The sequence below is a fragment of the Pantoea sp. X-Soil-TKNS-1279 genome (assembly GCF_059730565.1).
Window position 1 is genome coordinate 3,318,738 of the sequence record NZ_AP035948.1, and the last position, 18,857, is coordinate 3,337,594.

12 protein-coding genes, 1 tRNA gene, 3 rRNA genes and 1 other annotated feature are annotated in these 18,857 nt (G+C 52.2%); of the genes, 6 read left to right on the forward strand and 10 right to left on the reverse strand.

Annotation, left to right across the window (positions count from 1 at the left end; translation table 11 throughout):
* Positions 1 to 15: 15 nt before the first annotated feature.
* The gene (gene pssA / locus AC6I8N_RS15535) at positions 16 to 1,371 is read left to right on the forward strand and encodes a CDP-diacylglycerol--serine O-phosphatidyltransferase (RefSeq protein ID WP_497830701.1); all 1,356 of its coding nucleotides are present in this window, start codon (positions 16 to 18) and stop codon (positions 1,369 to 1,371) included.
* Between the two features lie 43 nt (positions 1,372 to 1,414).
* On the opposite strand, the gene AC6I8N_RS15540 is transcribed toward pssA, so the two are convergent.
* From AC6I8N_RS15540 to rluD, 8 genes are all read right to left on the reverse strand, one after another.
* Complete coding sequence (locus tag AC6I8N_RS15540; RefSeq protein ID WP_497829426.1) at positions 1,415 to 2,719, reverse strand: MFS family transporter; 1,305 nt, start codon at positions 2,717 to 2,719, stop codon at positions 1,415 to 1,417.
* 294 nt (positions 2,720 to 3,013) lie between these two features.
* A 5S ribosomal RNA gene (gene rrf / locus AC6I8N_RS15545) occupies positions 3,014 to 3,129 on the reverse strand.
* 105 nt (positions 3,130 to 3,234) lie between these two features.
* Positions 3,235 to 6,136 (reverse strand): 23S ribosomal RNA (locus tag AC6I8N_RS15550).
* Between the two features lie 216 nt (positions 6,137 to 6,352).
* A tRNA-Glu gene (locus AC6I8N_RS15555) sits at positions 6,353 to 6,427 on the reverse strand.
* Between the two features lie 90 nt (positions 6,428 to 6,517).
* A 16S ribosomal RNA gene (locus tag AC6I8N_RS15560) occupies positions 6,518 to 8,059 on the reverse strand.
* The 16S, 23S and 5S rRNA genes sit together here with 1 tRNA gene alongside, the layout of an rRNA operon.
* A gap of 445 nt (positions 8,060 to 8,504) precedes the next feature.
* A complete protein-coding gene (clpB, locus tag AC6I8N_RS15565) occupies positions 8,505 to 11,078 on the reverse strand; it encodes an ATP-dependent chaperone ClpB (protein WP_021184450.1) in 2,574 nt (857 codons plus the stop codon).
* Positions 11,079 to 11,203: 125 nt separating this feature from the next.
* On the reverse strand, positions 11,204 to 11,932 hold the full coding sequence (gene yfiH / locus AC6I8N_RS15570; RefSeq protein WP_497829427.1) for a purine nucleoside phosphorylase YfiH: 729 nt from the start codon (positions 11,930 to 11,932) through the stop codon (positions 11,204 to 11,206).
* Complete coding sequence (rluD, locus tag AC6I8N_RS15575) at positions 11,929 to 12,909, reverse strand: 23S rRNA pseudouridine(1911/1915/1917) synthase RluD (protein ID WP_021184452.1); 981 nt, start codon at positions 12,907 to 12,909, stop codon at positions 11,929 to 11,931. The genes yfiH and rluD overlap by 4 nt, the downstream gene beginning before the upstream one ends.
* A gap of 130 nt (positions 12,910 to 13,039) precedes the next feature.
* Here rluD and bamD point away from each other — a divergent pair, with 130 nt between their 5' ends.
* The 4 genes from bamD to pheA all read left to right on the forward strand — a co-directional run bounded on the left by bamD (position 13,040) and on the right by pheA (position 15,775).
* On the forward strand, positions 13,040 to 13,771 hold the full coding sequence (bamD, locus tag AC6I8N_RS15580) for an outer membrane protein assembly factor BamD (protein ID WP_021184453.1): 732 nt from the start codon (positions 13,040 to 13,042) through the stop codon (positions 13,769 to 13,771).
* 268 nt (positions 13,772 to 14,039) lie between these two features.
* On the forward strand, positions 14,040 to 14,366 hold the full coding sequence (gene raiA, locus AC6I8N_RS15585; RefSeq protein ID WP_013510195.1) for a ribosome-associated translation inhibitor RaiA: 327 nt from the start codon (positions 14,040 to 14,042) through the stop codon (positions 14,364 to 14,366).
* 98 nt (positions 14,367 to 14,464) lie between these two features.
* Positions 14,465 to 14,589 (forward strand) — a sequence feature (Phe leader region).
* Entirely contained in the window at positions 14,466 to 14,513 is a 48-nt protein-coding gene (pheL, locus tag AC6I8N_RS15590) for a pheA operon leader peptide PheL (protein ID WP_100703679.1), read from the forward strand. (Overlaps the previous feature by 48 nt.)
* Before the next feature lie 22 nt (positions 14,590 to 14,611).
* Positions 14,612 to 15,775, forward strand: a complete 1,164-nt coding sequence (gene pheA / locus AC6I8N_RS15595; RefSeq protein ID WP_021184455.1) for a bifunctional chorismate mutase/prephenate dehydratase — start codon at positions 14,612 to 14,614, stop codon at positions 15,773 to 15,775.
* A gap of 33 nt (positions 15,776 to 15,808) precedes the next feature.
* Here pheA and tyrA read toward each other — a convergent pair whose 3' ends face one another.
* Positions 15,809 to 16,930 carry a bifunctional chorismate mutase/prephenate dehydrogenase gene (tyrA, locus tag AC6I8N_RS15600; RefSeq protein ID WP_497829428.1) on the reverse strand — a complete coding sequence of 374 codons (1,122 nt, stop codon included), beginning with the start codon at positions 16,928 to 16,930 and terminating at the stop codon, positions 15,809 to 15,811.
* A gap of 6 nt (positions 16,931 to 16,936) precedes the next feature.
* Positions 16,937 to 18,016 carry a 3-deoxy-7-phosphoheptulonate synthase gene (locus AC6I8N_RS15605; RefSeq protein ID WP_021184457.1) on the reverse strand — a complete coding sequence of 360 codons (1,080 nt, stop codon included), beginning with the start codon at positions 18,014 to 18,016 and terminating at the stop codon, positions 16,937 to 16,939.
* Positions 18,017 to 18,316: 300 nt separating this feature from the next.
* Here AC6I8N_RS15605 and AC6I8N_RS15610 point away from each other — a divergent pair, with 300 nt between their 5' ends.
* A complete protein-coding gene (locus AC6I8N_RS15610; protein WP_208723748.1) occupies positions 18,317 to 18,838 on the forward strand; it encodes a GNAT family N-acetyltransferase in 522 nt (173 codons plus the stop codon).
* Positions 18,839 to 18,857 lie beyond the last annotated feature (19 nt).

The following is an 18,857-nucleotide window of genomic DNA, read 5'->3' on the forward strand; positions in this document are numbered from 1 at the left end:
AAGAAGTGCACCGTGATGTTGTCTAAATTCAAACGTAATAAACACCAACAACACCTCGCACAGCTGCCTAAACTGTCACAATCCGTTTCGGACGTGACCACGCTCTACTCGCCTGTTGAGTTCCGTGAAACCCTGCTGACGAAAATTGCCACTGCGGAAAAACGTATCTGTATCGCTGCGCTGTATCTGGAAAATGATGATGGCGGGCGTGGAGTTATGCAGGCGTTGTATGCTGCTCGTCAGGCTCGTCCAGAGCTGGATATCAGTATTTTGGTGGACTGGCATCGTGCCCAGCGTGGCCGCATTGGCGCAGCGCGCGGTCTCACCAATGCCGACTGGTATTGTGAAATGGCCTCACAACATCCGGATATCGCGATTCCGGTTTATGGTATTCCGGTCAATACGCGTGAAGCGCTAGGTGTGCTGCATCTGAAAGGCTTTATCATTGACGATACCTTGTTGTATAGCGGTGCCAGCCTCAACGATGTTTATTTGCACCAGCATGATCGCTACCGTTATGACCGCTACCAGCTGATTCGTAACCCGCAGTTGGCAGACACCATGTATCAATGGATTTGCGCTAACCTGAAGCAATCTGATGCGGTGCATCGTCTTGACCAGTCCGAACGCCCATCCAGCCCGGAAATCAAAAACGAAACCCGACAGTTCCGCCAGGATCTGCGTGGCTTTAATTATCAGTTTTCCGGAAACTCGGGCAATGAAAGTCTGACGGTGACACCGTTGGTTGGCCTGGGTAAACGCAGCCTACTGAATAAAACCATCTTCCATTTGATGCCCTGCGCTGAGCGTAAACTCACCCTGTGCACCCCATATTTCAACCTGCCTGCTATTCTGGTACGTAATCTGATCCATTTGCTGCGTCAGGGGAAGGAAGTGGAGATCATTGTTGGGGACAAAACCGCTAACGATTTCTATATCCCACCGGAGCAACCCTTTAAGATCATTGGTGCGCTGCCTTATCTCTACGAGATTAACTTACGTCGTTTCCTGAGCCGCTTGCAGTACTACGTCAACAACGGACAACTGACAGTGCGTTTGTGGAAAGATGGCGAAAATAGCTATCACCTGAAGGGCATATGGGTCGACGATGAGTGGATGATGATCACCGGGAATAACCTTAACCCGCGCGCCTGGCGACTTGATCTGGAAAACGCGGTACTTATCCATGATCCGCTAAACCAACTGGCTGAACAGCGAGAGAAAGAATTGGCGCTGATTCGGACTCATACCACGGTGGTGCAGCATTTCCGTGAGCTGGAAAGCATCGCCGATTATCCGGCAAAAGTACGCAAGTTGATTCGCCGTCTGCGCCGTATCCGTATCGATCGTTTAATCAGCCGTTTGTTGTGATGGCGGCTTCGCCAGCCGCCCATCAGGAGCGGCTGGCCTTCTGTTACAACGCGATGCCCTTGCCTTTACGAAGCAGCATCAGCGAAACCAGAAAAGCTAATGCCCCCATCGCCGAAACATACCAGAAGAAACTGGTTTCAATTCCTTCTTTTTTCAGCAATAGCGCGACGTACTCCGCTGAACCACCAAAGATGGCATTCGCCACCGCATAAGATAACCCAACACCAAGCGCCCGCACTTCAGGTGGAAACATTTCAGCCTTCAGAATGCCGCTGATGGCGGTGTAGAAGCTGGTGATTATCAATGCCAGCATCACCAGAACAAACGCCAGCCAGCCGCTCTGCACATTTTGCAGCAACGTCAGGATAGGTACGGTACAAATGGCGGCTCCTGCACCGAATATCATCATGGAGGATCGACGCCCAATTTTATCCGAGAGCGCCCCAATAATGGGTTGAATCAACATAAAGACCAGCAGAGCGCCAGTCATCAACCCACTCGCCGAACGCGCATCCATTCCTGCGGTATTCACCAGATACTTTTGCATGTAAGTGGTGAAGGTATAGAAGCTGAGTGAACCGCCAGCGGTAAATCCCAGCACCATCAGAAATGCACGCGAATGGTTGCGTAGCAGGCCCAGTATACTGCCGGCATCACGATGCTCACGGTGTTTTTTCTCTGAAGTTTCGTTGAGTGAGCGGCGTAACCACAGCGCAACCACCGCCAGAATGGCCCCGAGGAAGAAAGGAATACGCCAGGCCCAACTGTGCAACTGCTCATCACTGAGTAGCAGCTGCAACACCACTACCGTGAGCACGGCCAACAATTGACCACCAATCAAGGTCACGTACTGGAATGATGCGTAGAATCCTTTACGTCCCTCCAGGGCTACTTCACTCATGTAGGTCGCGCTGGTGCCATATTCGCCGCCCACGGAAAGTCCTTGAAACATCCGAGCCAGCAGCAGGATAACTGGCGCTGCAATGCCGATTTCAGCGTAACCGGGCAGGCAGGCAATCACCAGCGAACCGAAGCACATCATGCAGACCGAGATCAGCATGGAGTTTTTGCGTCCGTGACGGTCGGCAATATAACCAAATAGCCAGCCTCCGATAGGACGCATCAAAAAGCCGGCAGCAAAGACGCCTGCGGTTTGCAGAAGTTGGGTGGTGGTGTCGCCCGATGGGAAAAAGATATGGGCAAAATAGAGTGAGAAGAAGGAGTAAACGTAGAAGTCGAACCATTCAACCAGATTACCGGATGAAGCCCCAACAATCGCCCATATGCGTTGTTTGCTGATGGCCGTCGTGTCGTGATGTACCACTTTTTGTTGTAGAGAGTCTGTCATCTTTACCTCTTTCCTTGCGAATAATAAACGCTAAAGAATTCAGTAAAGCATTTGTTGGCCTGTTACGTGAACTGGATTCACGCCTGATGGCAAAATCTACGAATTTGTCGCAGCCTGCTCGCCCCACGTTTTACCGGGTGCGATTTATCGCATCATTACCCGTTGCGGTGCGATTTATCGCGCGGGTTTTATTGTTCCGGACGCAGAAAAATGCGCGATAAATCGCGCCGCGACGAAATACGCAGACGTAAAAAAGCCCTGAACTTTCGTTCAGGGCTTCTTCACTTAATTGATGCCTGGCAGTTCCCTACTCTCGCATGGGGAGACCCCACACTACCATCGGCGCTACGGCGTTTCACTTCTGAGTTCGGCATGGGGTCAGGTGGGACCACCGCGCTACAGCCGCCAGGCAAATTCTGTTTATCCGTACCGCCCTCACAGGCCATACGAATCAATCCGTTCGAACAAAGCTGAAAATTCTCGCGTCTCTCAACTCAAAACGCCTCTGGCGTTGTAAGGTTAAGCCTCACGGGTCATTAGTACCGGTTAGCTCAATGCATCGCTGCACTTACACATCCGGCCTATCAACGTCGTCGTCTTCAACGTCCCTTCAGGACTCTCAAAGAGTCAGGGAGAACTCATCTCGGGGCAAGTTTCGTGCTTAGATGCTTTCAGCACTTATCTTTTCCGCACTTAGCTACCGGGCAATGCCATTGGCATGACAACCCGAACACCAGTGGTGCGTTCACTCCGGTCCTCTCGTACTAGGAGCAACCCCCCTCAATTCTCCAGCGCCCACGGCAGATAGGGACCGAACTGTCTCACGACGTTCTAAACCCAGCTCGCGTACCACTTTAAACGGCGAACAGCCGTACCCTTGGGACCTACTTCAGCCCCAGGATGTGATGAGCCGACATCGAGGTGCCAAACACCGCCGTCGATATGAACTCTTGGGCGGTATCAGCCTGTTATCCCCGGAGTACCTTTTATCCGTTGAGCGATGGCCCTTCCATTCAGAACCACCGGATCACTATGACCTGCTTTCGCACCTGCTCGAGCCGTCACTCTCGCAGTCAAGCTGGCTTATGCCATTGCACTAACCTCCTGATGTCCGACCAGGATTAGCCAACCTTCGTGCTCCTCCGTTACACTTTGGGAGGAGACCGCCCCAGTCAAACTACCCACCAGACACTGTCCGCAGCCCGGATTACGGGCCTACGTTAGAACATCAAACATTAAAGGGTGGTATTTCAAGGTTGGCTCCATGCAGACTGGCGTCCACACTTCAAAGCCTCCCACCTATCCTACACATCAAGGCTCAATGTTCAGTGTCAAGCTATAGTAAAGGTTCACGGGGTCTTTCCGTCTTGCCGCGGGTACACTGCATCTTCACAGCGATTTCAATTTCACTGAGTCTCGGGTGGAGACAGCCTGGCCATCATTACGCCATTCGTGCAGGTCGGAACTTACCCGACAAGGAATTTCGCTACCTTAGGACCGTTATAGTTACGGCCGCCGTTTACCGGGGCTTCGATCAAGAGCTTCTCCTTACGGATAACCCCATCAATTAACCTTCCGGCACCGGGCAGGCGTCACACCGTATACGTCCACTTTCGTGTTTGCACAGTGCTGTGTTTTTAATAAACAGTTGCAGCCAGCTGGTATCTTCGACTGGCTTCAGCTCCGGGAGCAAGTCCCTTCACCTAATGCCAGCGTGCCTTCTCCCGAAGTTACGGCACCATTTTGCCTAGTTCCTTCACCCGAGTTCTCTCAAGCGCCTTGGTATTCTCTACCTGACCACCTGTGTCGGTTTGGGGTACGATTTCGTGTTACCTGGAGCTTAGAGGCTTTTCCTGGAAGCAGGGCATCAGTTACTTCACCACCGTAGTGGCTCGTCATCACGCCTCAGCCTTAAAGCATTCCGGATTTGCCTGGAATGCAAGCCTACACGCTTAAACCGGGACAACCGTCGCCCGGATAACCTAGCCTTCTCCGTCCCCCCTTCGCAGTAACACCAAGTACAGGAATATTAACCTGTTTCCCATCGACTACGCTTTTCAGCCTCGCCTTAGGGGTCGACTCACCCTGCCCCGATTAACGTTGGACAGGAACCCTTGGTCTTCCGGCGAGCGGGCTTTTCACCCGCTTTATCGTTACTTATGTCAGCATTCGCACTTCTGATACCTCCAGCAGACCTCACAGTCCACCTTCAGCGGCTTACAGAACGCTCCCCTACCCAACAACACATAGTGTCGCTGCCGCAGCTTCGGTGCATGGTTTAGCCCCGTTACATCTTCCGCGCAGGCCGACTCGACCAGTGAGCTATTACGCTTTCTTTAAATGATGGCTGCTTCTAAGCCAACATCCTGGCTGTCTGGGCCTTCCCACATCGTTTCCCACTTAACCATGACTTTGGGACCTTAGCTGGCGGTCTGGGTTGTTTCCCTCTTCACGACGGACGTTAGCACCCGCCGTGTGTCTCCCGTGATAACATTCTCCGGTATTCGTAGTTTGCATCGGGTTGGTAAGCCGGGATGGCCCCCTAGCCGAAACAGTGCTCTACCCCCGGAGATGAATTCACGAGGCGCTACCTAAATAGCTTTCGGGGAGAACCAGCTATCTCCCGGTTTGATTGGCCTTTCACCCCCAGCCACAAGTCATCCGCTAATTTTTCAACATTAGTCGGTTCGGTCCTCCAGTTAGTGTTACCCAACCTTCAACCTGCCCATGGCTAGATCACCGGGTTTCGGGTCTATACCCTGCAACTTAACGCCCAATTAAGACTCGGTTTCCCTGCGGCTCCCCTATACGGTTAACCTTGCTACAGAATATAAGTCGCTGACCCATTATACAAAAGGTACGCAGTCACACCCGAAGGTGCTCCCACTGCTTGTACGTACACGGTTTCAGGTTCTGTTTCACTCCCCTCGCCGGGGTTCTTTTCGCCTTTCCCTCACGGTACTGGTTCACTATCGGTCAGTCAGGAGTATTTAGCCTTGGAGGATGGTCCCCCCATATTCAGACAGGATACCACGTGTCCCGCCCTACTCATCGGACTCACAGAATGTGCATTTTCATGTACGGGGCTGTCACCCTGTATCGCGCGACTTTCCAGACGCTTCCATTAACACACAAACTGATTCAGGTCCTGGGCTGTTCCCCGTTCGCTCGCCGCTACTGGGGGAATCTCGGTTGATTTCTTTTCCTCGGGGTACTTAGATGTTTCAGTTCCCCCGGTTCGCCTCGTTAACCTATGTATTCAGTTAACGATAGTGCACAAGTGCACTGGGTTTCCCCATTCGGACATCGTCGGCTGTTGCGGTTCATATCACCTTACCGACGCTTTTCGCAGATTAGCACGTCCTTCATCGCCTCTGACTGCCAGGGCATCCACCGTGTACGCTTAGTCGCTTAACCTCACAACCCACAGGCGTTTTGCAACGCATGCAGACTGCAAGCATTTGAGAGACTCGAACACATCGCTTTCATTTCTTATTACGGAGAAATGAAACAACGTGTCGTTTCAAATTTTCAGCTTGTTCCGGATTGTTAAAGAGCAAATATCTCAAACATGACTCGTAAGCCAGTTTTGAGATACTGAGCAGCGACACCTTTCACCTGTCACCAAGCAAGTGGCGTCCCCTAGGGGATTCGAACCCCTGTTGCCGCCGTGAAAGGGCGGAGTCCTAACCGCTAGACGAAGGGGACACATGAAGTGTCACGACTTCGCAGCCGTCTTGCTCATTACGTTTTCATCAGACAATCTGTGTGAGCACTTCGAAGGAAAGTATCTTCAGGTAAGGAGGTGATCCAACCGCAGGTTCCCCTACGGTTACCTTGTTACGACTTCACCCCAGTCATGAATCACAAAGTGGTAAGCGCCCTCCCGAAGGTTAAGCTACCTACTTCTTTTGCAACCCACTCCCATGGTGTGACGGGCGGTGTGTACAAGGCCCGGGAACGTATTCACCGTAGCATTCTGATCTACGATTACTAGCGATTCCGACTTCATGGAGTCGAGTTGCAGACTCCAATCCGGACTACGACGCACTTTATGAGGTCCGCTTGCTCTCGCGAGGTCGCTTCTCTTTGTATGCGCCATTGTAGCACGTGTGTAGCCCTGGCCGTAAGGGCCATGATGACTTGACGTCATCCCCACCTTCCTCCGGTTTATCACCGGCAGTCTCCTTTGAGTTCCCGACCGAATCGCTGGCAACAAAGGATAAGGGTTGCGCTCGTTGCGGGACTTAACCCAACATTTCACAACACGAGCTGACGACAGCCATGCAGCACCTGTCTCAGAGTTCCCGAAGGCACCAAAGCATCTCTGCTAAGTTCTCTGGATGTCAAGGCCAGGTAAGGTTCTTCGCGTTGCATCGAATTAAACCACATGCTCCACCGCTTGTGCGGGCCCCCGTCAATTCATTTGAGTTTTAACCTTGCGGCCGTACTCCCCAGGCGGTCGACTTAACGCGTTAGCTCCGGAAGCCACGCCTCAAGGGCACAACCTCCAAGTCGACATCGTTTACAGCGTGGACTACCAGGGTATCTAATCCTGTTTGCTCCCCACGCTTTCGCACCTGAGCGTCAGTCTTTGTCCAGGGGGCCGCCTTCGCCACCGGTATTCCTCCAGATCTCTACGCATTTCACCGCTACACCTGGAATTCTACCCCCCTCTACAAGACTCTAGCCTGCCAGTTTCGAATGCAGTTCCCAGGTTAAGCCCGGGGATTTCACATCCGACTTGACAGACCGCCTGCGTGCGCTTTACGCCCAGTAATTCCGATTAACGCTTGCACCCTCCGTATTACCGCGGCTGCTGGCACGGAGTTAGCCGGTGCTTCTTCTGCGGGTAACGTCAATGATGATGCGTATTAAACATCATCCCTTCCTCCCCGCTGAAAGTACTTTACAACCCGAAGGCCTTCTTCATACACGCGGCATGGCTGCATCAGGCTTGCGCCCATTGTGCAATATTCCCCACTGCTGCCTCCCGTAGGAGTCTGGACCGTGTCTCAGTTCCAGTGTGGCTGGTCATCCTCTCAGACCAGCTAGGGATCGTCGCCTAGGTGAGCCGTTACCCCACCTACTAGCTAATCCCATCTGGGTTCATCCGATGGTGTGAGGCCCGAAGGTCCCCCACTTTGGTCTTGCGACGTTATGCGGTATTAGCTACCGTTTCCAGTAGTTATCCCCCTCCATCGGGCAGATCCCCAGACATTACTCACCCGTCCGCCACTCGTCACCCAAGGAGCAAGCTCCTCTGTGCTACCGTTCGACTTGCATGTGTTAGGCCTGCCGCCAGCGTTCAATCTGAGCCATGATCAAACTCTTCAATTTAAGTTTGATGCTCAAAGAATTAAACTTCGTAATGAATTACGTGTTCACTCTTGAGACTTGATATTTTTTAAGTCCGTAGACTTTTGATATCAATCCTGCGAGTGCCCACACAGATTGTCTGATAAATTGTTAAAGAGCAGTGCGAGCAGCGGGTTAACCGTCTGTCGCGAGGTGGCGTATATTACGCCTTCCTCCTTCAGAGTCAATCACTTTTTCGAGATTTTTCTCTGGCGGGATGAATCACTTCGTCCCTCGCTGACCGTCTGCGTTGCCGCTTTGCCGTGTCAGTGGAGGCGCATTATAGGGAGATAATTCTGACTGACAAGCGCTAATTTAAACTTTTTGCGCGACCGCTCATTTTCCAGGCAAGGCGTTGCAAAATGCAGCAAAATCCTGGGCGAAAGGCATAAAAAACGGGCCCGCAGGCCCGTTATCGTCATTTTATCTATTGATGCGCGACAATCGCATCATCTTTCACATCCATCTCGATGGTTTTACCCGGGACCAGCGCACCAGAAAGAATCTGTTGTGCCAATGGGTTTTCAATCTGCTGTTGGATAGCACGTTTCAGCGGTCGTGCACCGTAAACCGGATCGTAACCATTTTCTCCCAACAAGCGAATTGCTTCGTCCGAAATGTGTAGCTGATAGCCACGCTCCTCCAGACGTTTATACAACCGCTGCAACTGAATCTGCGCGATAGATGCAATGTGTTTTTCACCCAACGGATGGAAGACCACCACTTCATCAATACGGTTAATAAACTCCGGACGGAAATGATGACCAACAACCGACATCACCAAATCCTTCATTTCAGGATAATCCAGCGCACCAAACCGTTCCTGAATCAAATCCGATCCCAGGTTCGAAGTCATGATTACTACCGTGTTACGGAAATCGACCGTGCGACCCTGCCCATCGGTTAAGCGGCCATCATCCAGCACCTGCAGCAAAATGTTGAACACATCCGGATGCGCTTTCTCTACCTCATCCAGCAAAATCACTGAATAGGGACGACGACGCACCGCTTCAGTCAGATAACCGCCCTCTTCATAGCCGACATATCCCGGAGGTGCCCCCACCAAACGCGATACCGAATGTTTTTCCATAAATTCGGACATGTCGATACGCACCATGGCGTCGTCGCTGTCGAACAGGAAGTTTGCCAGCGCTTTGCACAGCTCAGTTTTACCCACCCCGGTCGGCCCTAGGAACAGGAAGGAACCAATCGGACGATTCGGATCGGACAACCCTGCACGACTGCGTCGAATGGCATTCGACACCGCTTCAACCGCCTCATCCTGGCCGATAACACGCGCATGCAGCTCCTGCTCCATCCGCAGCAGTTTATCGCGTTCTCCTTCCATCATGCGGGCCACCGGAATACCGGTCCAGCGCGCCAGCACATCGGCAATTTCCACATCCGTTACGCGGTTACGTAACAGTTTCATGGTTTTGCCTTCTGACTGGGTTGCCGCTGCCAGTTGTTTCTCCAGCGCCGGGATTTTGCCGTACTGCAATTCAGACATCTGCCCCAAATCACCCACACGACGCGCCTGCTCCAGCGACAATCGCGCCTGCTCCAGTTCAGCCTTGATATTCTGCGTCCCGGTCAGAGACGCTTTTTCTGCTTTCCACTCTTCTTCCAGCTCGGCGTATTCACGCTCTTTCTGGTCGAGTTCTGTTTCCAGCATCTCCAGACGTTTAACACTGGCATCATCAGACTCTTTCTTCAGAGCCTGCTGCTCCAGTTTGAGTTGGATGATGCGGCGGTCGAGTCGATCTAGCGGTTCGGGTTTCGAATCAATTTGCAGACGAATGCTGGACGCGGCTTCATCGATCAAGTCGATGGCTTTATCCGGCAATTGACGGTCTGCAATATAACGATGCGAAAGCGTTGCCGCTGCCACAATCGCCGGGTCAGTAATCTGCACATGGTGATGCAGTTCATAACGCTCTTTCAGGCCACGCAAAATAGCGATGGTGTCTTCAACGCTCGGCTCAGCAACAAAGACTTTCTGGAAACGACGCTCCAGCGCAGCGTCTTTTTCAATGTATTGACGATATTCATCCAGCGTCGTGGCACCGACACAATGAAGCTCACCGCGCGCCAGCGCAGGTTTCAGCATATTACCGGCATCCATGGCGCCATCGGCTTTACCGGCACCCACCATGGTATGCAGCTCATCAATAAACAGGATGACGTTGCCTTCCTGCTTCGCCAGGTCGTTCAACACCCCTTTCAGGCGCTCTTCAAATTCACCACGATATTTCGCGCCAGCCACCAGCGCCCCCATGTCGAGTGCCAGTACCCGACGACCTTTCAGCCCTTCCGGTACTTCACCATTGATGATGCGCTGTGCCAGCCCCTCAACGATCGCAGTTTTACCCACCCCTGGCTCACCAATCAGTACCGGGTTATTTTTGGTACGGCGTTGCAACACCTGAATGGTACGACGTATTTCTTCGTCACGACCGATCACCGGATCGAGTTTGCCCATTTCGGCACGCTCGGTCAGATCGATGGTGTATTTTTTTAATGCCTGACGCTGATCTTCAGCCCCCTGGTCGTTCACGTTCTCTCCCCCTCGCAATTGCTCGATGGCCTTAGCGAGTTTTTCTGAGGTTGCGCCGGCAGATTTCAGTAAATCCGCCAACGAACCGCGTGAATCCAGGGCCGCCAGAACAAATAATTCAGATGAAATAAAGTTATCGTTGCGCTTTTGCGCCAGTTTGTCGCACAGGTTGAGCACACGCACCAAATCGGCGGACGGCTGTACATCGCCATCCGTGCCTTCAACTTGTGGTAATCGATTAATAGCCTGATCAATGCCGGTACGTAGGCCAGCCACATCGGCACCCGCGGCACTGAGCAACGGACGCACCGATCCGCCTTCCTGATTGAGCAATGCGCTCATCACATGAAGGGGTTCAATGAATTGATTATCGTGTCCCAGAGCAAGGGACTGTGCATCGGCCAGGGCCAACTGGAATTTGTTGGTAAGACGATCCAGACGCATGATTCCTCCCGTTACAGGTCAAAATGCTACTGGAGATTAAATGAGGTCATCCCTCAAATTTTTCAAGGTTAATGACCTGAGTTGTGAGCAAAAAATACGCTACTGGATCGTCTTGTGGCGTAAGGTTATCTCAGCCAAATCAAAGTTGCCATACGCCCGGTGATACGATCGCGTCGGAAGGAGAAAAAATCGTCGTTTTCATGCCAGGTACAGCGCGATGATCCACTGATGGAGTGCACACCTGCCGCCTGTAGACGCTGACGCGCCAACAGCCAGATGTCGGCAAAATATTTTTCCCCGACCGGACGAAATGCCGCATCGGCACGAATATCATGCGCCATAAATGCCGCTCGAACTTCGGCACCCACTTCAAAAGCCTGTGGGCCAATGGCCGGCCCCAGCCACGCATAAATCTCATTGGGGGGACAGTGAAATTGCGCCAGTGTCTGTTCCAGCACACCATTACACAAGCCACGCCACCCCGCATGGGCTGCGGCGACCTCGCTGCCATCACGGGCGCAAAATAACACGGGCAAACAATCCGCCGTCATCACAGCACAAACCACACCTGCTTCACGGGTGATCGCCGCATCCGCATCAGGAATCAAGTTATCATGGGGCAGACGCACCACATCCTGACCGTGCACCTGATTGAGCCATTGCGGCATAGCGGGCAATTGTGCCCGCTCAACCAGACGCTGACGATTAAGCATCACATGATCTTCACTGTCGCCGACATGACCGCCGAGATTCAGTGAGTTCCAGGGCGCCAGGCTTACTCCGCCGTGACGCGTTGTGGAACATGCCCGAACCAGAGCCGGTGCTGGCCAGTCCGGGATGATCAGGTCACTCATAACCAGTCCAGCTGATCGCGGAACATATCGGTGTCGGCTTTCAGGGCGTCGATCAAATCAACCATATCCTGCGGCAACGGCGCGTGCCACTCCATCTCAATACCTGTGATCGGATGGTAGAGACGCAGCATAGTCGCGTGCAACGCCTGGCGATCGAAGCCACGTAACGTCGCGATAAACTCGTCGGAAGCACCTTTCGGAGGACGAGGACGACCACCGTAAAGCGGATCGCCTACCAGCGGATGGTTGATATGGGCCATATGCACACGAATCTGGTGGGTACGCCCCGTTTCCAGACGCAGACGCAAACGGGTGTGCGCACGGAAATGTTCCATGATGCGATAATGCGTGGTCGCCGGTTTGCCCATCGGATGCACCGCCATATGGGTACGTTTGGTCGAGTGACGCGCCATCGGCTCATTTACCGTACCACCCGCCGTCATGGTGCCAATCGCTACCGCTTCGTACTCACGGGTAATTTCGCGCAGTTGCAGGGTTTCAACCAGATGGGTTTGTGCCGGAACGGTTTTTGCCACCACCATCAACCCGGTGGTGTCTTTATCCAGACGATGGACAATACCCGCACGCGGTACATCAGCGATCGGCGGATAATGGTAAAGCAGCGCATTCAGCACCGTCCCATCTGGATTGCCTGCACCAGGGTGCACCACCAGGTCGCGGGGTTTATTAATGACGATGATATCGTCGTCTTCATAGACGATATTCAACGGGATATTTTGCGCTTCCCAGCGTTGTTCTTCTTCGATTTCAGCGCTGATCGACACCTGCTCGCCGCCCAGAACCTTTTCTTTCGGTTTGTCGACCACGGTGCCATTGACGCTGACGCGACGCTCGAGGATCCATTCTTTTATGCGAGAACGTGAATAATCAGGGAACAATTCCGCCAAAGTCTGATCTAAGCGTTGTCCAAGTTGTGCTTCGGACACCGTTGCGGTGAGTTGAACTTGTTGTGCCATATACAGCTTCTTCGTTAACGTTGGGTTTTCACGGCGATGCCGTTTAATATAATGTGCTATCGTACCTGGTCATTACCGGGAGCTACACGGACAGCTTCCGCCATAACACTTTGAGGATAATCATTTCGTCATGACGCGTATGAAACATCTGGTGGCTGCTGCCACACTGAGCCTGGCACTGGTGGGTTGCTCCGGTTCTAAGGACACAGTACCGGACAGCCCGCCGTCTGAGATTTACGCCACAGCTCAGCAAAAACTGCAGGACGGTAACTTTAAAGCGGCGATTAAGCAACTGGAAGCGTTGGATAACCGCTATCCGTTTGGCCCGTATTCTCAGCAGGTACAGCTGGATTTGATCTACGCGTATTATAAAAATGCCGATCTGCCGCTGGCGCAAGCCGCTATCGCACGCTTTATGCGTCTCAACCCGACTCATCCGAACATCGACTACGTCATTTACATGAAAGGTCTGACGGATATGGCGCTGGATGATTCCGCACTACAGGGCTTCTTCGGTATTGATCGTTCCGATCGCGATCCGACCCATGCCCGTGATGCATTCCGCGACTTCTCCCAGCTGCTGCGCGGTTACCCGAACAGCCAATATGCCGCAGATGCGCAGAAACGCCTGGTGTTCCTGAAAGAGCGCCTGGCGAAGTATGAACTTTCAGTGGCGCAATTCTATACCAAGCGCGGTGCTTATGTCGCTGTTGTTAACCGTGTAGAAGGGATGATGAGAGATTATCCGGACGCGCAAGCCACTCATGAGGCGCTGCCGCTGATGGAAAATGCCTATCGCCAGCTTCAACTGACTGCTGAGGCCGATAAAGTGGCGAAAATTATCGCCGCCAATAACGCCTGATTCTCAGCCAACAAAAAAGCAGCCTTCATTGGCTGCTTTTTTTTGGTGAAAAATCAGACAAAAATCGGATTTATCGCCCCGGTTAACTCGTCAATCTTGCCCCGTTCATCCCCGCGCTTCAAGCTTTTTCCGCCACTTTCCCGGCCTTTCTCACAATTTGTTGGCATTGACAAAAAGTGACATTTTTACGTGATCTTGATCACACATTTTCCGCGTTTCCGCGGTATGCTGGACCTACCCAGACGGAAATGACAGAGAGGTTTGAATGATGATTCTGAACATTACCAGTAAACAAATGGAAATCACTGCGGCTATCCGCAACCATGTCGAAGACCGTCTCGCCAAGCTGGAAAAATGGCAAACTCACCTGATAAATCCGCACATTGTGTTATCGAAAGAGCCGAAAGAATTTGTGGCCGACGCCACGATTAACACACCAAACGGTACGCTGGTCGCCAGCGCGAAACATGATGATATGTACACCGCAATCAACGACCTGATTGCCAAGCTGGAGCGACAGCTCAATAAAGCGCAACACAAACCTGAAGCGCGTCGCGCTACCACGAGTGTTAAAGATTTTACTCCGGCGGGATAAACCCCGATTCTCTCAGCAACGCGCCTACGGGCGCGTTTTTTATTGACAGCCTTAAATCAGTGCGGTTAATCTCGGGTCACTTTATTTATGGAAACTACCATGAAACATCTGCCGTTCTTCTTCGCATTCTTTTTTACCTTCCCCTGATTGGGAGGCGATTCGTCATGTGAAAATGAATGCGAAGACGAACAACAAAGCCTCCCAACCGGGAGGCTTTTTTATTGGACAGCTTACAGGTGAGCCTTATGAACCCCGATAATCCACTGCTGGCATTACGCGACAAAATCAGCGCTGTTGATGAGAAGCTACTGACGTTACTGGCTGAGCGCCGCAGCCTGGCAGTTGAAGTGGCGCAAGCCAAACTGGCAACCCATCGCCCGATCCGCGATGTCGAACGTGAGCGTGCCCTGCTGGAAAACCTGATTACTCTTGGGAAGAAACACCAGCTTGATGCACATTACATCACACGTCTTTTCCAACTGGTGATTGAGGATTCTGTGCTGACCCAGCAGGCGTTGCTGCAAAAGAATCTCAACCATCCGCATGCTCATGCCCCGCGTATTGCGTTTCTCGGTCCGAAAGGCTCCTATTCACACCTTGCGGCACGCAAATACGCCGCCCGTCACTTCGATTCGATGGTGGAAAGTGGTTGTCTTAAGTTTCAGGATATCATTCAGCAAGTGGAAAGCGGTCAGGCTGACTATGCGGTGATGCCGATTGAGAACACCTCTTCTGGTTCCATCAATGACGTTTATGACCTGCTGCAACAAACCTCGCTGTCGATTGTGGGTGAGCTGACCATTCCTATCGAACATTGCGTGTTAGTCAGTGGCAACACCGATTTACAGCAGATTGAAACCGTCTACAGCCATCCCCAACCATTCCAACAGTGCAGCCAATTCATCAACCGTTTCCCGCAATGGAAAATTGAGTACACCGAAAGCACTGCCGCCGCGATGGAAAAAGTGGCTGCGATGAATTCACCAAAAGTCGCCGCACTCGGCAGCGAAGCCGGTGGCGAGTTGTATCAATTACAGGTGCTGGAACGTGATCTGGCTAATCAGCAGCAGAACCATACACGTTTTATTGTGCTGGCACGTAAGCCGATTGATGTCTCCGACCAGGTTCCGGCAAAGACAACGTTGATTATGGCGACGGGCCAACAGGCGGGCGCGCTGGTTGAAGCGCTGCTGGTTCTGCGTCAGCACAACCTGATCATGAGCAAGCTGGAGTCGCGCCCGATTAACGGCAACCCGTGGGAAGAGATGTTTTACATCGATGTGCAAGGCAATCTGCAATCTGACAGCATGCAGCGCGCGCTGGAAGAGTTACGCGGTCTGACGCGTTCGTTGAAAGTGCTCGGCTGTTATCCGGGTGAGAATGTGGTGCCGGTAGAGCCGCGCATCTAAGCAAAAGGGCATCCTTGCGGATGCCCTTTTCTTTTATTGTCGGCTGTCGTTGGCTGAACGCAACATGCTGCGGCTCTCAACCAGGAAGCGTTTCGCGTAGTCACCAAACCAGTGTTCCACACGCTGGAAGCTCTCAATAAACGCTTGTTTATCACCATGCTCCAGTAAGGTAATCGCCTCACCAAAGCGCTGATAGTAACGCTTAATCAGCGCGATATTGCTTTCTGAGGACATAATGATATCTGCGTAAAGCTGTGGATCCTGAGCAAACAACCGCCCAACCATCGCCAGCTCCAACCGATAAATCGGTGAGGACAATGCCAGCAGCTGATCCAGATTGACGTTCTCTTCCGCCAGATGCAGACCATACGCAAAGGTCGCGAAGTGACGCAGCGCCTGGATAAAGGCCATGTTTTGGTCATGTTCAACAGCACTGATGCGGTGGAGCCGTGCACCCCACACCTGAATCTGTTCAAGGAACCACTGATACGCCTCTGGCTGACGCCCGTCGCACCACACCACAACCTGTTTTGCCAGGCTACCACTGTCCGGACCAAACATCGGATGCAGCCCCAACACCGGGCCATTATGAGCCGCCAGCATCGCTTGCAATGGTCGATTCTTCACCGATGCCAGATCGACCAGAATGCAGTCTTCCGGCAACGTTGGCAGTTGCGCGATAATCTGTTCTGTCAGATGGATCGGTACACTGATAATCACCATACCGGCATCTTTCAATAACGCGTCAGCCTGGTCCCAATCCTCTTTATCGAGCAAGCGAACCTGATAACCAGACAAGTTCAGCATCTTCTCAAACAGACGCCCCATCTGACCACGGCCACCGACAATCACCACCGGACGCAGCGTCGGACACAGAGTTTTAAAGCCTTTGTCGTTTTCACTGGTGTAGGATTCCCGCATCAGACGGCGCAGCACATCCTCAATCAGATCCGGTGGTACACCGAGCGCCTCGGCTTCCTGACGACGTGAAGCCAGCATACTGGCTTCGCGTTCTGGCACATAAATCGGTAAGCCATAACGGCTTTTTACTTCACCTACTTCAGCAACCAGCTCGAGTCGCTTCGCCAGCAACCCGAGCAGGGCTTTATCTACTTCATCGATTTGATCGCGTAGCGCGGTCAGTTCAGCCACCATGACTCATTACACCTCGTGTGACAGACGCGCCGACAGCACTCCCTGCAGATCCTGATGGATTTCGCGCAGTAAGGTTTCGGTAGTATCCCAGTTGATGCAGGCATCGGTGACGGACACACCGTATTTCATCTCACTACGCGGCTGCTCAGATGACTGGTTGCCTTCATGAATATGGCTTTCCAGCATCAGGCCAATAATGGAGCGGTTTCCATCTTTAATCTGGGCAATAGCCGATTCGGCTACTCCGGGCTGACGGCGATAGTCTTTGTTAGAATTGCCATGGCTGCAATCTATCATTAAGGCCGGACGCAGTCCCGCTTTGAGCATCTCTTTTTCACACTGTGCAACATCTTCCGGGCCGTAATTGGGTGCTTTACCACCACGCAGGATCACATGACCATCCGGATTGCCCTGGGTCTGCAACAGGCAAACCTGACCGGCCTGGTTGATACCGACAAAACGGTGCGGCATCGCAGCAGCGCGCATGGCGTTAATTGCAGTGCCCAGGCTACCATCAGTACCGTTTTTAAAGCCAACCGGCATGGAAAGACCTGAAGCCATCTCGCGATGGGTCTGAGATTCGGTGGTACGCGCACCAATCGCTGACCAGCTGAACAGATCACCAAGGTATTGTGGGCTATTCGGATCGAGCGCTTCCGTCGCCAGCGGCAGTCCCATCTCCACGAGGTTCACCAGCAGCTGACGCGCAATGTGCAGCCCGGCTTCCATATCAAACGAGTTGTTCATATAGGGATCGTTGATCAACCCTTTCCAGCCGACGGTAGTACGGGGTTTCTCAAAATAGACACGCATAACGATGTACAGCTGATCCTTCAACTGTTCAGAAAGGTTTTTCAACAGACCCGCGTATTCAAGTGCAGCTTCAGTATCGTGGATTGAACAAGGACCACATACCACCAGCAGTCGCGGATCGCGGCCAGCGATGATATCGGAGATAGTCTGACGTGAAGCGGCAATTTGCGCTTCCTGAGCAGCACTCAGCGGGAATTTCGCCTTCAGTTCTCCGGGGGTAATTAAAATTTGTTCATCGGCGATATGCACATTGTTCAGCGCGTCTTTTTGCATGATAGCGATCCTTTTTACTCGTTTATGCGTGTTGGGATCCTCACTGAGGATGGCGCTCACTTTACCATAAGCCGTAAATGATGCAATCCACAGATGTACACTTTTATTACCACATCATTTCCTCACCATGAAAAATATAAATTTATTATTTTAAAAACATGATGTTAAATTAAAAAAATACCCCACAAGCCCAATAAGTAAGTGTAAATAATTAATTACACCAACATTCAAAACAACATAAGATTATTGCGCCGACCTGCGCTAACATTCTGTTATACGTAGCTTTTCAGGATCAGTTTTATGAGTATTCGCCATGTTGGTCTTCGACCTTTTCATTTGCAGGACGCCGCCTCTTTTGCCCAGGCAGTGAATGAATCCCTCACCAGTCTGACGCCCTGGATGGCGTGGGCACACGATAATTATTGCAGCGATGAGGCTAGCAGTTGGATCAACTTTACTCATATCCAGCGCGTCAAAGGAGAAGCCGAAGAGTTCGCGATTGTCGATGAAAACGATCAGTTGCTGGGCGGTGCCGGTATTCGTTTTGCTCAACAGCCTGGAGAATTTTGCGCATTAGGTTATTGGGTCCGATCGACAGCTCAGCGTCAGGGAGTAGCAACACGCGCAGTCGCCCAACTGATTGCGTTAGGCTTCCAGTCACCCGAGGTGAAGTTGCTGGAGATTCTTGCAGCAGCAGATAACCGCGCCAGCCGCGCAGTGGCAGAGCGCAGTGGCTTCAGCTTTGTCGATTACCGCTACGGTTTAATCGTGCTGGAAAGTGGCCCGGTGAATACCGCCATTTATCACTTAAAACGCGGATAAAAAAAGGGGCTGGCAGATG